We start from the raw sequence: 15976 nt of genomic DNA, 5'->3' as shown, positions 1-15976 counted from the left end.
CAGATCGCCACAATTAAACCAAGCGGTTCCATCCTGAATAGTCACCTGAATCTGCATAGTACGCTCAGTCATCTGCGCCAACTGCTCGATAACGACATCACAGATATTCCATACCTGAAGATTATCAAAACGGGACAGTTTACTCTTATTCTGCCGCCACCAGACAGGAGCCGAATTATCGCCATAAGTGTATAGAATGACATGTTGAGCACGAGAGGAGGCTTTACGCAGCCACTTCTCGTCCGGGTTACCTAACTCTATCCAGAGTTCAATCTCGTCAGAATAGTTTTTCTTCCAGATTTCCGGCTCGTCGTCAACGCAAAGCCCCTTAGTAAACTCGAGACCATCAACTGCATTAAGCGTCCATGCAAGAATACGCAACATCATGCGCTCATCAGTTTCGGAAGGGTGTTGGGCAAGTGTTAGTGACTGATCAAGGTAGACACCCCGATCCATATCAGCAAGGTTCACCGTTGCTTTATAAACGGTTGATTTCAGAGCCATTTGGCGTCCCTATCTGTAATAGAATGATGGATGCGAATATACGGTGATGTGCGGTAAAGCTCAAGCCACAGCCCTGATCGCAGAACAAAATATCACAGTACCTCACTCATCTCCTTACGCATCATTGTCGCCAGCTTATTAAACTTGTGTTTAAACAACTGATAAGCATCCTGAGATTGCTTTTTCTGTTCCGATATACGCTGCTCAAGAACCATTTCTTGATCCGGATGGCGCTGAAGCTCTAAAGATGTTTTTTCTACATCCTGTGTCATCGCGGTCCAGTTCTCCAGCAGAAGGCAAACTTCAATAAAGTTAGAGTTTACTTCTTCCGAAGCGTGCAAGTGCAACTTCGGCGATAAATCATCAAATAGATTGCTCAACTCAGGATCTCCCTTGGTAACAGACGTGATCGCATACTCAAGTTGAGCAATCACCTCCTGATAGGTTTTTCGCCGCTCTTCCCGGCGGGTTTTCTCCAGTGCAACAACGGAATTAGCCGAATCCAGACGTTTCTTTAATCGCCAAGCCATAAAGGCCGCACTCACTGCGAAAATCAGAGAAAAAACAACAATACCAAGCCCGATATATTCCTTCATAACTCACAGCCCTCAATAACGCATTTCAAATAACCCCTTATTAAAAAAGGATTTTATTCGGGTTGAGACAAACATTAAAGATCTCAATCAGGTATATGTTATCAACTGTTTGAACACTTTGTATAAGGGAGAAATTTACTAAAGAAGGTGATCCTAAAACACTCAGCCCGCGTAACAATGACCAGGAAATCAGAAAATAGGAGAAATACAATGTCACGCCAAGCTGCATCCAAAAGCCAGCTACACAAACTTGGGCTACTGATAAAGGAATTTCAGGAAATAAGCAGTCAGCTGCATGCCAAGCATGAGCAGCTGTCATCAAAAATAAAAAACCTGCCTAACTGAGAGCCCGAGCAAACACAACAACATCGCCACTATCGCTCTTGATCTTATTCAAAAGTTCGAATCAGGTCTTCAAGCGGCATAGGGAGGGCAATATGAAAACCCTGCCCGAGATCACAACCCGATGAAGCGACCAGTTCCAGTTGCTCCTGGTTCTCAATACCCTCAGCAACCACGGTCAAACCCATCGCTTTTCCCAAAGCGACCAACGCAGAGACAATCGCCGCCGCTTCCGGCCCATTCTGTAAAGGTGCGATAAAAGAGCGGTCAATCTTCATCGTATTTACCGGAAACTCTTTAAGGTAAGAAAGCGACGAATAACCAGTTCCAAAGTCGTCGATCGCCAATTTGACACCCAAATCCCTAAGGTTATCCATCGACTGGCGTGCATCTTCAACCTTATCAATCAACATGCTTTCGGTGATCTCAAACTCCACCAGAGAGGGATCAATACCTGTAATCTGCAGCGCCTCACGAATGACACCCACAACACCAGGGTTGAGAAACTGACGCACCGAAAGGTTGATAGCAACCTGCAACTTTAAGCCTGTTTCCTGATTAATCCGGCAGGTATCCTGCATGGCCTGCAGAATAATCCATCGGCCGATCGGGTTAATCAACCCAGTATCCTCCGTCAGCGGAATGAAACTGCCAGGAGGAACCATAGAGCCATCATCCTGAGGCCAACGCAACAGCGCCTCCATACCAATCACAGTATTGGTTTTAAAATCCAGCTTTGGCTGATAGTAAAGAGCAAACTCTTCATTGGCGACAGCTCTGTGTAAGCGAGCCTCAAGACGAACCCGCTCAGCACTGCTGCGATTGAGTTCTTCGGAAAAGAAGCGATACCCACCCTTACCCTCAGCCTTTACCAGATTCAGGGCTGCTTCGGCACATTGCATCAGGCCATCTTCGCTACGGGCATTATCCGGGTACACTGCGATGCCGATACTTCCGGAAAGGAAAACTTCTTCCCCTTCAACATCAAAAGGCTCATCAAAAACAGCTAACAACCGACGGGCAACAACGTTAGCGTCCTCAGGAGCTCGCAGCTCACTGAGAATAAAACTGAAGTCATCACCGCCAATACGGGAGATCAGATCCGAGTCACGTTCCGACCGGTCTTCCTGCCGAGCCAGTAAGTCCGTGGAACGCACCCGCCCCTTAAGTCGCTCCGCGACCTGAACCAAAAGCTCATCACCTATGGCAAAGCCAAAGGCATCGTTGATCATTCGGAAACGATCCAGATTAAGAACCAGAAGCCCTGTACGGGAATCATGACGGTTGGAGATATTAAATTCGTGACCCAGCCGATTACGGAAGAGAATACGGTTAGGCAGTTCCGTCAGTGGGTCATAATGAGTCAGACGCTCGAGTTCTTCCTCTGTGCGCTTCTGCTCGGAAAGGTCGCTGAAAATAGCAAAGTAGTGAGTCACCTCACCGGCTTCATCACGAACCACTTCAATAGACAGATACTTCATAAAGAAGCTGCCATCCGGACGGCGGTCCCAGACTTCACCCCGCCAGACGCCTTTGCGGTTCAACTCTCGCCAGATTTTCTGATAGAACTCAGGACCGTGACGACCGGATTGATTCACCTTAGGTGTTCGGCCTACAACATCGGTTGATTTCAGACCGGTAAGGCGGGTATAAGCTTCATTGACATAAACCAGATGCTGTTCGGCATCAGTAATCATCACAGCAAAGTGGGCATTCTCGACAACACGGCTGATCAGATTGAGCCTGGCAGAGGTATCTCTGTGTCGCCGAACTTCGCTTTTAAGATGGTTCCGGACCTTATCGGCTTCCTGAACATGTTCTTTGAGCTGCTGCTCAAGCTCTTCCCGGCTTAAACCACTGTAATCCACAATACCTTTACCTACTGTAGGAATTTCTGCATCCATTCATACTCTCCCATCTGAGCGGTAGTTCGATGACATCCTTGAAGCAAAATTTTCTTCTACCTTCTGAATACGGCTATCAAGAAGAGATATTTACCATATATCAATAAAGAGAATATTGTACGCTTAAAAATGCAAGAAAAACAGTAGGCTTATGAGGCATCAACTGCAAGCAAAGGGCGACACAACGCCCCTCTAAACAAGCTGAGTATATAGACCGGCTTACAGGTGAACCTCAGAGACCAAATGACTGGATTGCTGAACAAAAGCCTCTGCCGGACGACCAAGATAATATCCCTGACCATAATCAATACCCAGCTCACAGACTTTATCCATCACCTCTTCATCTTCGATAAACTCGGCGATAGTCCTGATACCCAGGCTCTGAGCCAAGGTTACAATACTCTTAACAAACGCCATGTATTTGTCATCATTGAGCATATTACGGATAAATTCGCCCTCAATTTTGATCACATCAATAGGAAAATGCTTGATGTAATGGAATGAGGAAAAACCGGAACCGAAATCATCAATCGCAAAATTGAAGCCCTCTAACTTCAGATCCAATACAAACTTCTCCAGCAAATTCAGGTTACTGACCGTTTCACGTTCAGTCAGCTCAAAAACAATACGCTCCGGAGCGATATTCTTATCCAGCGCCAGCTGATGAATACGACCGATAAACTCACTGACAATCAGAGACTTAGGAGAAAGGTTAACAAACAGCTTACCCTTGTAACCTTGCTCAACCATCTGATCAAACGCTTTTTCGATCAGCATATAGTCCATCTTATGGACAACTCCAATACCTTCCGCGATATCAATAAACTCTCCGGCCGGTACAATCCGATGGTCCATTTCAATACGCATCAGCAGCTCATGAATTTCAACATCACCGGTCTTGGCGTCAACAATGGGCTGGAAGTAGGGCACGATACGCTCTTCTTCAAGAGCATTCAGTACCATAATATTCTTGGCTCCGGCTTCTTTATAAACCTCAGCCACTTCATCATCATCCGGCACTGCAATGCTATTACGACCAAGACGCTTCGCCTTGTACATCATGTTATCGGCCAGCAGGAAAAGATCTCTCGGATTTTTTGCGTGGTCCGGATAAATAGCAACACCGATGGAACTGGTCGCATGCATCGACTCACCATCAGGTGAGCGTAAATTCATTTTTTCGACAGCCCGCTTAATCCGTTGAGCGACTGAAAAAGCCTGTTCCTGAGAAGCTTCCGGCAGAATAATAGTAAACTCATCACCGCCATATCGGGCAAGAAAGTCACCAGGCCGAATAGAGTCTTCCAGAACCTGGGCAAAAGCCTGCAAAAACTGATCGCCATAGGCATGACCAAAACGATCATTAACAGTTTTGAAATTATCAAGATCCAGCATCAGCAGCCCGAAGCTGTCTTTATGTCGACTGGCACGCCCCACCTCATAGCCCAGCAACTCTTTAAACATACGCTGGTTGTGTAAACTGGTCAGAGGATCTCTGGTCGCATAAAACTCCAGATCCTGGGTGTACTTGTAGATCGCTTTCACCGAACCAACCAGGTTCAGCAGCGTTGTCAGTATGCCATCGATCACAATATGGCGAATCGGATCTCTGGCCAGGTCCGACTGAACACCGATCCCCACGACACCGCCAATCTTTGGTGTTTCAAGCAGCAGAGACTTGGTCTGTAGCTCAATATCTTTCGGCGTTATCGGACGCAAACCAAGGGTTTCAGGCTCCGGATGGGACACATGGTGAGCAATACTCAGAATGACCGCCCCTTTGTGGAAATGCTCGTCGCCTTCAATGTTCGTTCTGAGAAACTGTTCAAATGCTTTTCGGGTCTCTTCCGGCACATCCTGATACCAGAAAACCTCCAACTCATAGCCTTCATCATCGACCTGAAAAATGGTAACCAGAGTATGTGCCTGAATGATGGTATTAATATCCACCAAAAGATCTTTAATAAAATCCCGCCAGTCCCTGACGACATCCGATGTGATAATAAACTTACTCAGCAGGCGAATCTCAAATTCCAGAATATCCTTGTCCACGGCCACATCTTTCAGCTTCTCCATCAGAGAGCCTACATGCAGAAAAGCCTTGTTGAATTCGTCAAAATAAAAATCGACTTTCTTTGTATCCAGCTCACGGAAATCTTTTACTGAGTTCACATCCTTTAACTGGTTCTTAAAACGCTGCATGGATTGCTTAATCCGCACCGAGATTGATGCCGAGATCGCAAGGGCAGCAAAAATAATCAACATCGCTGCAATAATAAAAAGGGCGATGTAATTCTGGCGGATGTCGTGACTGAAGGGGCGAAGGTCCTGAGTGATCTCGATAACCCCCAGAACATCCCCCACCTCAACATTTGTATGGCACTGCAGACATTCGCCCCGGGCTTTCAGGGGATACAGGCGGCGGATAATATTGTCGGCACCGCTCAGGTGATGCTCACCATCCTGAAAGGTCCTTTGAATTTCAGCATCGGGCTCGGGCTGATCAATAGCCCCATATAGCGCTTCTACACGCGCGCCTCTGTAAATCTCAATCTCGAAAGGAGTGCCGGAAAATGAGTCCTTGGTCTCTGCAAGAAAGACCTCCAGATCCTCACGCGTCCATCCCTGTCGCATCACCTGAAACATGCTGTTAAAGGTACTCTGCGCAATACTTTCAGACGTTTGAGCAGCCTGACGCTGAATGACGTCCTCATAAAGCAGAGTCGTCGTTAGCGTAACACTGAAAAAAACCACCATGGACACCGCCATGATGGAGATGAGCACATAGCCCCTAAGCGTTCGGATAAAGCGGATTATTTTACGATGTAACGGCATTCACTTGCTCTCTGGCGACCTCAGGTCGAGGTTACGGAATATATAAACAGGGCGCATCCATTAAAACAGGGGTTAAAGCAATCCCTGATGATACAGCTCAATGCTTATGCAAGCTCTTCACCATTGGTTATAGGTTATTCTCAACTGCTAATTAAAAAGGCTTTTTTGACAGATTAAAAAAGTTTCAGATACAGCCAGCAAGCCGGAAAACCTTTAAAATAAGCGAGTAACAATAATAAAAACTAAATATCCCTAATCAGCTAACGCTGACTGCTACTATCCCAACAATAAAATGGTTTGTTATGCATAAAACAAAACAGTTTGACCGCATTGACCGTCGAATCCTTGAGGTTTTGCAAAGAAACGCCAACATCAGCAACCTTGAACTGGCAGAGCAGATCGGTCTATCCCCCTCCCCCTGCGCCCGACGAGTAAAACTCCTGGAAGATGTGGGCATCATCAACCGTCAAGTCACTCTGCTGAACCAAAGCGCTTTAGGTTTGGACCTCACCATCTACGTTCAGGTTTGCCTGGAATGCCAGATTCCGGAACGACTGGAAAACTTTGAACGGAAAATTCTGAATTATGATGAAGTACTGGAATGCGCCCTGATTACAGGGAGTGATGCTGACTTTATGCTAAAAGTGGTCATGCCAGATATGGCCTACTATGAACACTTTCTATTGAATGAATTAAACCGGATTGAAGGTGTTACCAGCATACGGACAAGCTTTGTTCTGCGTCAGGTTAAAACACGGACAGAACTACCACTCCACCACCTGAGCTAAACCATACCCGCCGGTTCAGACATGTCGGAAATCGCGGCAGAACCAACTGAGCACTGCATCAGGAAGAAGCAATGCTCAGCGATAAAAAAGCGTTTATCTTTAAAACAGGATTATTCCGACAACCGCCCCCTAATGAATCCGCTGGCCAGCACCACCCCAAGACTGATTAGAGCAATCCCCACAACGACCATCAGCGTTACCGCTTCACTGAACCAGAAATAGGCAATTACTGAAGCAGCAACAGGAGTTAGAGAACCGATGGCTGACGTTACTTCAGCGCCAAGACGACTGATCGCATAAGCAAACAGAAGTCCCGAAGCGAGCCCTGCACCCAACCCTTGCGCGACTAACTGCCCAATTTGTTGCTGCAACGTCAACTCAAACCAACCGAATTCCGGCTGTACCACAATACCCACCAGCAGCAACACACCAGCTGTCGGTACTGCCACTGTTGATGCCGCTATCAATGGCGACAATCCACACTGACGAATCGACAGCGCGAATAGCGCCCAGAAAAAACTGGCAACCAGAAAAAAAACGATAGCACTGACTTCAGTATTACCCGCCACCGAGTTCGCTACAAAAGCGATCACCCCGGAAAAGATCAGCAGCAGCCCTACCAGGCGCCAACCTGAGAGAGGTTGATTAAAAATGAGTACCGCCATCGTAGTAACAAAAAGCGGTGCGACACCAGGAATCAGAGTACTGCCCTCTGCCACCTGCCCCAATTCCATACCTAAAGCACCTAACCAAAAAAATGGAAGACCGCCGCCAATCACCAGCCCGAGCAGATAGATCCTGGGTACACGACAAATACCCGAAAAATTGCGAACGAAAATGGGCAGGAGGATCAAACCCGGCAGGCCAAAACGCAGCAGGGCGATCTCATAGGTCGTGATAGCAGTGACTGCCCCGGACCGCAGTGACAGAAAATAGCCGGACCAGACGAGCACCATCATAAGAGCTGCAACAAGCCCCAGCATTTTCTGGGCCAAAGGCATATCAAGGGATGCCACCTCCAGTACAGAGGCTTTTGAAGCCCGATTGTTTTGAATGGCAGTCTTATTTGAATGGGTTAAAGTATCAGCAGACATAATCACTTCCTGATATAGAGGTCAGGCTCACGACCTGATCCGAGACATTGTTATTGTCACAACATTGTCTCGGAATCCGGTTAGCAGGAGTGATCAAAGACAGGCAAAAAAACTTAGATAATATTTTATTTCACCAACAATTATTTAAAATAAGGCAACAAACACCAATATAAAACCAATAAAAAGTGGATAAACTCAAAAAAACCACGGCAATATAAAGCAAACTAAGCCGCTATATTCCACGTAAGAGAAAAGCAAGAGCAGCCAATATCGATGGAGTCTCCATGCTTAATACCGATCAGCCTCTCCTCAAAACGGAACCGGAAAACAACTTCACCCTCTACTATGACGGTGCCTGCCCGCTCTGTCGTAAAGAGGTCAACTGGTTAAAGATGCGCTGTAAGAAGAAAGGTTATCAACTTGCTTTTATCGATATCAGTGATACAACCTTTAACCCAAAGAGCACAGGAAAAAGCCTCTCGACACTGATGAAAGCACTTCATCTGAGAGACTCAAACGGACAATGGTGGACAGCCATGGACGCGACAAGGATGATCTATCGCGAAATAGGACTTGGTTGGCTGATGGCACCAACTGGCTGGCCCCTTCTTAAGCCTGTGTTTGATCATCTATACGCAGGCTTTGCCAAAATCAGGCCCCGATTACAGCGGCAAACCTGCGATCGCTGCATTCGATGATAACGGTCAACGACCTGTTAGCACCGGATTATCAGCTAGGCCATATCTCCGGCAAACCAACGGATCAGCTCGCCTACCGGCTTTTCCTGACACTCAACAGCACCTTCGCCAGCCCAAAGAGGCGAGAAATCCCAGCATCCCTGTTTCTCAGCGGCAGCGCGTAAAGGCGCAATGGCCGTACTTGCCAATGGAAAAGCAGGCACCTTATCAGACATTGGGCCCTGCTCTCTCATCAGTCGATTCATCATTCCTCGGGCAGGTCGGCCGGAGAATACGTTAGTTATAACCGTTTCTTCAGACATCTTGGTTTTCAGGGCTTTGCGATGGAGCGGAGATGTTTTAGCTTCCGGTGTCAGCAGGAACCCCGTACCGATCTGGACAGCTACCGCCCCCAGCTGAAGCATCTCATCCACCTGTTGCGGTGTTGAGAGCCCACCTGCAGCAACAACGGGAATATCAAGCACCTCAATCAAGCCTGTGAGCAATGCCTTGGTCGGTAATTGCTCTTCAAGATCTGAACGTAAAAAATGGCCCCGATGTCCCCCGGCTTCCAATCCCTGAGCGATCACAAGATCAGCCCCCCTAGCCTGCAGCCATAGACCTTCTCTGATCGTGGTAGCTGAGGATGCAATTAAGCCACCCCAAGCTTTGATCTCGGCCATCAGAGACTGGTCCGGCAGGCCAAAATGGAAACTCACCAATTCAGGTTTGAAAGGAGCTATAGCATCCAGATAATCTCGCGAAAAAGGCTGCCGCCCCGGACCACCAGCAATATTACCGGGATCTATCTTCAGCTCTTTATAGTAAAGCGACAAGGTACTCAACCAATGCGCCTGATCCCTATCAGAATACTCGGGCGCTGTATGACTGAAGAAATTAACATTGATCGCACGCCCCTTCTTCTCTCGCACCAGCGCCAGCTGTTGAATAACCTGCTCAACTGAAAGCATGGCGCAAGGCAGCGCTCCTAGTCCGCCGGCATCACTTACGGCTGCAGCAAGCTCTCCATCCTGCGACCCCGCCATAGGTGCCTGCAATATCCGGTAACGAAGGCTTGAGAACAAGTCTTCAGCGGCCCCCTTTTGTATCTGCTCAGCCATGAACGCTCCTGCATTTATATAGCGCTCACATCAGGCGCTTCATATCGGTTTATACAGAGTAAGAAGAGTATGCTAGCATCAGCATCATTAAAAATGATTAATACAGAACATATCATCAGGAATTGAGATGGCTTTAAATAACCTGGACCTGGATGCACTGGAGATTTTCCGCACCGTTGCCATCGAAGGCGGTGTAACACGGGCGGCCCGGAAGCTGAATCGCGTACAATCCAATATTAGTACCCGTTTGATGCAGCTTGAGGAACGACTGGAAGTCACGCTCTTTCATCGTATCAATCGTCGGTTAGAACTCACTGCCGAAGGCAGCCTATTACTTAGCTATGCTGATCGCCTTCTGCAATTAGCAGAGGATACCGAAGCAGCTTTCAGGGGTGGTGTCGCTCAGGGGCAGATTCGACTCGGCTCTATGGAAAGCACAGCAGCGGCAAGACTTCCGAAATTACTCGCGGCCTACCATGCCAAACACCCACAAGTTCAACTGGACCTGGTGACCGATACCACAGCCAATCTGGTAGAGCGGGTACAGCAATATGACCTTGATGCCGCTTTTGTCGGAGAACCCGTCACTTCAGATGAATTCGAATGTCTTGAAGCGCACCAGGAAAAACTGGTACTGATTGCGGCCCGGGGAAAAGGCTTCAAAAAAGCCAGCGATACCCTGAACGAGAACCTGATCACGTTCCGAAGCGGTTGCGCCTACCGACGTATGTTTGAGAACTGGCTTGCCAGCGAGAATGCAACCGCTAGAAACTGCATGGAGATGAGTTCCTATCATGCACTGGCCGCCTGCGTATCCGCAGGAACCGGTATCGCTGTGATACCTGAATCAGTCTTGGACGTTCTGCTGATTGGCTCCAGCGTTCAACGCTTTGAACTTCCAAAACGCTTTTCCCAGGTAAAAACGCTGCTAATCTGGAGGAAAAACTATCAGTCCAGCAAACTTCAGGGGATCAAGGAGTTAGTCATCCGCCTGCAGGCCCGTAAGCCAGCTATAACCCGTAGCGAGAAGACTATGACTGACACCGAGCAGCTATAAGCCAGTCAGTCAGAATGAACAACAATCTCATCCGCAAACAGATATCCCACACTATAGACAGTCCGGATGGGAGAGCCTTCATCATCCCAATATTGTTGAATCTTCTGTCGCAGGCGACGTACTAGAGTATCCAGCGCCCGTTGAGCACTGCCATCGTCACGCCCATAAAGCGCCATCAAAAGCTTGGTACGCCTGACCGGTTCAGAAGGTGTTTCCGCCAACATCGACAGCAATCGATACTCTTTTACGGTGCAGTCGATATCATCCTGATTCGGAGTGATCAGAGACCAGCTTTTACAGTTCAACTGCCACCCCATATCTGAGCCACCGTCTAATCGATCTCCAGCAATCCGGCTTCGGTTGCGTTCGGCAAGACTGATAATAGCTGCAGCCAACTCCTGTCCCTCAACGGGTTTACCCATAAAGAGGTCTGCACCGGACTGGTAGCAATTAACCCGTGAATTAAGTCCATCATTTGCGGTAATAACGATCAACGACATTTCACTATTTTTCCGGGCAAAATCAACTAAGGCTTCACCGGAGACATCCGGCAAACCAAGGTCAATCACCGCAACCTGAAAAACGTCCTGCTCAAGCAACTGATAAAAACCCGCTGCAGTGCCTGTACCTTTAACAGACAACCCCTTAAGCCCAAGATACTCCACCAGACTATCTCTCAAAAACTGGTCATCTTCCACCAATACAACAGATACCGGGGAAGATATATTAAACGCACTCATTCTTATCGGCTCTCCTTGGGCTAAACAACGTATTCAACCAAACTTGCGTCTTAGACGCTCTAAATCAAAATCAAACAGTCAGTGATTACCATGATCAGGTTTATAGCCATGCTCGCAAGAAGATAACTCCTCATCAGGCACAGCTACCGCGCTTAGGGTAATACGTGCTTCGAAGGTATTTTTGTTTTCGATCAGCTCTATCCGGTCTCCCAGCTGATCAATAATCTGCTCAACCAGATTAAGCCCCAAACCAAGACCACTGGTTCCGGCGCTATTACCACCCCGGGTGTATTTTTCTGTCAGCTGCTTACCTGACTTACCAACCACACCAGAAACAGGGTTCCTCACACTAAAAACCAGCCCAGCACCATCTTCCGCCTCTGTTAGAGCTATCTCTATACCAAAGGGGTCTGAGCTGTATTTACGGGCATTATCCATCAGATTGAAAACCACCGTTTTCATCAAAGCAGCATCTAGGTTCTTGTACCAAGGGTGTCGTGTATTGACGGTATAGCTCAGTCGGATGCTGTTCCACATGACATGGGCTTCATCAACAAAGTGGTCCATCAGCGACACCAATTCCTTCCGCTCATGATGATAGGCCAAAGCCTGTTTCCAACTTGCCCCTTTTATTGTCTTATCAAAAACTTCCTGAAGTCGCTCAGAAGCCTGTTGCATCACATGTAAATTATGTCGGCCTGTCCAATCCGGTTTCTCTTTTAACTCAAGAATTTCCAGATTGGTTTTCAGAATGGAAAGCGGCGTCCTGTATTCATGGGAGATCATATCGATAAAACGCTCCTGCTCAATACGCAGAGACTTTTCCTGATCCAGTACCTTGATCAGCTCGTGATTCATCCCGGCAGCAACCTCTTTAGCTCTTTGCTCTGAGAGGCGGGCAGATTTGAGCGCTTTTTTTTCTGCAGACATCACACGCTCAGCAAAAGCCTGATTCAGCAACAGCATATGCAGCACCGAAGTGAATTGGAAAATATGGATGGTAAATAGATTTTCCGGCAACCACCCCAAAAGACGTCCCGAGTTAATTAACGCCCCCGTTACTGTGAGAAAAAGTGCAGAAAAAACAAACCACTCTTTAGCCTCCGCAGCTTTAAGTCTTAAGGCAAAGCAGATCATAAGTACTAATGAGTAAAAAATCGCATTAGCACCGACAAGCCCTCCCATGTATGAATACAAGTCAAAAGGCGATGAAAGAGCCATAACCCCGCCCAGCAACATGGTCAGCCTAAGATAGCCTTTGACCCATGGGCTTAAGCCTTTTTCACCCTCAGACAAAAGGTGAATACAGAGCATGCTGAAACAAAGGAAACCTAAACCGGTACCCGCCCCACTGAAAATATCGGAAAGATAAGGAGGCACATCATTAAACACAATAAAAAAGACACCGGTTATCGGCATGCTGGAAGCCAAGATGGCAAAGAGGTAGCAGGCATACCAAAGGTAAACTTTATCTCTAAGCCGATAGGCCACAAACATCGAGAACGCCGCGAGAATAAAGGCTATCGCTGAAAATCCGGCGTAGAAGAAAAGATATTGATTGCTGTCCCTTACCATCGCTGCATCAGTTAACAACAATGCATTCAAGGCATGGGTACTGTTGGTTTTTACCCGAATAAAAACCCGATACTCACCCAGCGCCCGAAAAGCAGGGTCGACCTGATAAGCACGAATATTTTTCAACGGAAATATCATGCGAAAGTGCAGATAGGGTTTCTTCTCACTTGCGGCGTGATCCCCCAAAGCAACTTTCTGATAACTCCCCGCCTTATCAGAATCGGTACCCACCTGATAATAGAGGTCAACCTCATTCAGCTGAGATGGCGACATCCAAAGATAATCAAATATACGGAGTTGCTCATCGGTTATGTTAAGGCTGAGCCAGGAGCTGGACAGCGTGTATCCTCGACTTAATGAGCCTGACAGAGACCGAAAAGCACCATGCTCATAGCGGTCAAGCACCTCCTGGAGTTCGAAAATTTCACCGGGATTATCCAGCCAGTCAAATTGCACCTCTGACCTGCCCGGGCCACCAGACGAAAAATCCGAAGGATTGCCTAAAGCCTGGCTGGTCGTTAAAAAAAAGATTACCAGTACAGGAAAAAACAGCCATGCCACACAAGTTAAGCGGCTTAATAATGATGAGAAGAACACGCACACATCCTGCAGGAGAGAATTGAAGGAGGGGAATGCTAGCAGCTTTAGCCCAAGGGCACTACGCTGGTAAAATCGGAGTCAGAATCGGTCAGTTTCTGACGCGTGACAAGCCTCGCTCTCTTTACCAGAATATAATAGACCTCATTAAACAGAGCGTAATAAAATGACCATTTCAGGCTATCTTAACCAACTGTTGAAGGATGGACAGTTTTGGTTTCTGAAAGAAAGCGCCATGGATCTCTGGCTGATCAACAAAAACCCTCAGGTTCTTCCCTACCTTGCGATCGCCTACCACTGTATGGATGAAACGCCTGTTGGCGAACACTGGCTGCAACAGTGCCGCTGCAACCTGCCAAAGAAGGAGCAGCAAGAACTCGTCAACAATATCGGACGGCACATTCCAGACAATGTAAGGCCTCAAATCCACCTGATGCTAAACCAACTGGTTGCCTGATTAAGGCGACCAGCAGGTTTAGTAAACCCTAACCGCCTTAATTGGCAGCCTGAAGACGCCCGCTATCATCTAAGATCTGGGCCGTTGCATCTGTTAGTTTCAGCCAAATAATCAGCAAGGTTCCCACCGCAACAAAGCCCCCTGCCAGCCAGAGGCCTATATCATAATGCCCCGTCTGCTCAGCCAGTATCCCCGTCAAAGCAGGAGCAATCATCTGAGCGGCACCATAGGACAGTGTCATTTTACCCATAAGCTTCGCAGGCTTAGACGGATACAATCGCCCCGCCATGGTCAGAACCAGGCTCACACAACCGATAAAGGTTCCGCCAAAGAGCAAAGCACTGAAGAGAGCCACTTCAAGTGAATGAAAAAACGTTGGCAGAATAATGCCAGCAATCTGCAGGCTATACGCCATAATCAATGCATTCAGATACCCGACCCGGCGGGCAATCAGATCCCAATTCATCACGGCAGGCGCTGCTGCCAGACCGACCACGGCAAAGGTCAGTGCCCCCATTCCTGTTAACTGAGGAATCCGCTCAACAATCGTGACAATAAAGGTTGCGCTAATCACATAGCCATAGCCGGCACAAAAATAGGCAGTCAGCATGAGCCACATAAACTTTCTGGTGGGCGGGATATCCTGCATATTTTTGTTACCTGCCGGTATCGGTGTCAGATCAGGCTTAGGCAACCAACGCCATGCCGGCACTGCCAGCACCGTAGCCAGAGCACCAAACCACAACCATTGATGCTGCCAGCTCTGACCCAGTTGAAGCATAAGTTCCACAAAAAGAGCAGCGACCATGATACCCATGCCCACACCGGCAAAATGAATACCCAATTCACTGCGATGTCCATGGCGGATCAACCAGTTCAGAATCAGTGCAGACGCAATCAGCATTGAGCCAGCACTACTCAGACCCGAAAAGAAACGCAGCAGAACCCACAGCCAGAAGTTTTCCGTTGACGCCATCAGGATCGTCGTCACAACAGCCAATACCAAACCGATGCGGTAGAGGGTGTCCTTCAACCGCAGATCACTGAGTGAGGCCGCCAGCAAAGCGCCTGCCATATAACCGGCATAATTAACCGCAGCCAGCCAGCCCCCTTCCAGATCCCCGATCCAGGTCTGCTGCTGCATTACCGGCAACAACGGGGTATAGGAAAACCGTGCAATCCCGATACAGATAACCTGACTGAACACACCGGCCAAAAGCACCTGAAAACGCTGTACCTGCCCCATGGCAAACTCCTTAAGATATGAAGAGCACACCTTAAGCCAGCCCGAACATTAATAGAAATGAATTAAACTGATACCTTCAATCTCCGGAGAAGATGCAACGCACCGAGGAACGCCTTTACAGATGGCAAAAAGCCCGTTTCAGTGCCAACACCAAAACGGGCTTCCCTGCTTTAACCGCTTACCGGATTTAAGATATCCAGCCGCTGAACCAAGGACTGATGGTTCGCATTAAGACGTTACAGTCTGAGGTCTCATGCATCCCATAAGCACAAAGAACACCAGGACCAAGAGAGTCGGCAAAACCCAGGCCAGCCCTAACTCATAGAGCGGCATAAAACTGAGATCCGGCAGCTTCACCTCTGCGGCCTTAAGTCCTTCAATCACGCCAAAGAACAAAGAAACTGACAGGGTCAGCGCCAGGGCCGGTTTTTTCATACCAATCT

General features: G+C 47.9%; 14 protein-coding genes. 4 read left to right on the top strand and 10 right to left on the bottom strand.

Going from position 1 to position 15976, the window contains the following annotated elements; genetic code table 11:
* The 4 genes from AC4GL5_RS17225 to AC4GL5_RS17210 all read right to left on the bottom strand — a co-directional run.
* Window positions 1–504 (bottom strand): YaeQ family protein (locus AC4GL5_RS17225; protein ID WP_490384039.1); only part of this gene is annotated, 504 nt, incomplete at its 3' end.
* A gap of 92 nt (window positions 505–596) precedes the next feature.
* Entirely contained in the window at window positions 597–1100 is a 504-nt protein-coding gene (locus tag AC4GL5_RS17220) for a hypothetical protein (protein ID WP_490384038.1), read from the bottom strand.
* A 389-nt stretch (window positions 1101–1489) separates the two neighbouring features.
* A complete protein-coding gene (locus AC4GL5_RS17215) occupies window positions 1490–3346 on the bottom strand; it encodes a putative bifunctional diguanylate cyclase/phosphodiesterase (protein WP_490384037.1) in 1857 nt (618 codons plus the stop codon).
* Between the two features lie 219 nt (window positions 3347–3565).
* Entirely contained in the window at window positions 3566–6181 is a 2616-nt protein-coding gene (locus AC4GL5_RS17210) for a putative bifunctional diguanylate cyclase/phosphodiesterase (protein ID WP_490384036.1), read from the bottom strand.
* Between the two features lie 302 nt (window positions 6182–6483).
* Between AC4GL5_RS17210 and AC4GL5_RS17205 the strand changes: the two genes are divergently transcribed.
* Entirely contained in the window at window positions 6484–6969 is a 486-nt protein-coding gene (locus tag AC4GL5_RS17205; RefSeq protein ID WP_490384035.1) for an Lrp/AsnC family transcriptional regulator, read from the top strand.
* 110 nt (window positions 6970–7079) lie between these two features.
* Here the strand turns inward: AC4GL5_RS17205 and AC4GL5_RS17200 are convergent, their stop codons facing one another.
* On the bottom strand, window positions 7080–8063 hold the full coding sequence (locus AC4GL5_RS17200; RefSeq protein WP_490384034.1) for a DMT family transporter: 984 nt from the start codon (window positions 8061–8063) through the stop codon (window positions 7080–7082).
* Window positions 8064–8347: 284 nt separating this feature from the next.
* Between AC4GL5_RS17200 and AC4GL5_RS17195 the strand changes: the two genes are divergently transcribed.
* The gene (locus tag AC4GL5_RS17195; protein ID WP_490384033.1) at window positions 8348–8761 is read left to right on the top strand and encodes a thiol-disulfide oxidoreductase DCC family protein; all 414 of its coding nucleotides are present in this window, start codon (window positions 8348–8350) and stop codon (window positions 8759–8761) included.
* Window positions 8762–8796: 35 nt separating this feature from the next.
* On the opposite strand, the gene AC4GL5_RS17190 is transcribed toward AC4GL5_RS17195, so the two are convergent.
* Window positions 8797–9861 carry an NAD(P)H-dependent flavin oxidoreductase gene (locus AC4GL5_RS17190; protein ID WP_490384032.1) on the bottom strand — a complete coding sequence of 355 codons (1065 nt, stop codon included), beginning with the start codon at window positions 9859–9861 and terminating at the stop codon, window positions 8797–8799.
* Between the two features lie 127 nt (window positions 9862–9988).
* Here AC4GL5_RS17190 and AC4GL5_RS17185 point away from each other — a divergent pair, with 127 nt between their 5' ends.
* The gene (locus tag AC4GL5_RS17185; RefSeq protein ID WP_490384031.1) at window positions 9989–10918 is read left to right on the top strand and encodes a LysR family transcriptional regulator; all 930 of its coding nucleotides are present in this window, start codon (window positions 9989–9991) and stop codon (window positions 10916–10918) included.
* A 5-nt stretch (window positions 10919–10923) separates the two neighbouring features.
* Here the strand turns inward: AC4GL5_RS17185 and AC4GL5_RS17180 are convergent, their stop codons facing one another.
* A complete protein-coding gene (locus AC4GL5_RS17180; RefSeq protein ID WP_490384030.1) occupies window positions 10924–11658 on the bottom strand; it encodes a response regulator transcription factor in 735 nt (244 codons plus the stop codon).
* A gap of 78 nt (window positions 11659–11736) precedes the next feature.
* On the bottom strand, window positions 11737–13689 hold the full coding sequence (locus tag AC4GL5_RS17175; protein WP_490384029.1) for a sensor histidine kinase: 1953 nt from the start codon (window positions 13687–13689) through the stop codon (window positions 11737–11739).
* Window positions 13690–13996: 307 nt separating this feature from the next.
* Between AC4GL5_RS17175 and AC4GL5_RS17170 the strand changes: the two genes are divergently transcribed.
* Window positions 13997–14287 (top strand): hypothetical protein, encoded by a 291-nt coding sequence (locus tag AC4GL5_RS17170; protein ID WP_490384028.1) that lies wholly within the window; start codon window positions 13997–13999, stop codon window positions 14285–14287.
* Window positions 14288–14324: 37 nt separating this feature from the next.
* Here the strand turns inward: AC4GL5_RS17170 and AC4GL5_RS17165 are convergent, their stop codons facing one another.
* Entirely contained in the window at window positions 14325–15533 is a 1209-nt protein-coding gene (locus AC4GL5_RS17165) for a YbfB/YjiJ family MFS transporter (protein WP_490384027.1), read from the bottom strand.
* A gap of 228 nt (window positions 15534–15761) precedes the next feature.
* Window positions 15762–15976, bottom strand: a 215-nt coding sequence (locus AC4GL5_RS17160; protein WP_490384026.1) for a branched-chain amino acid transport system II carrier protein, incomplete at its 5' end; no start/stop codon positions are given.

Source organism: Oceanospirillum sp. (assembly GCF_982874595.1).
This window is presented reverse-complemented; position numbering and strand designations above follow the sequence as displayed.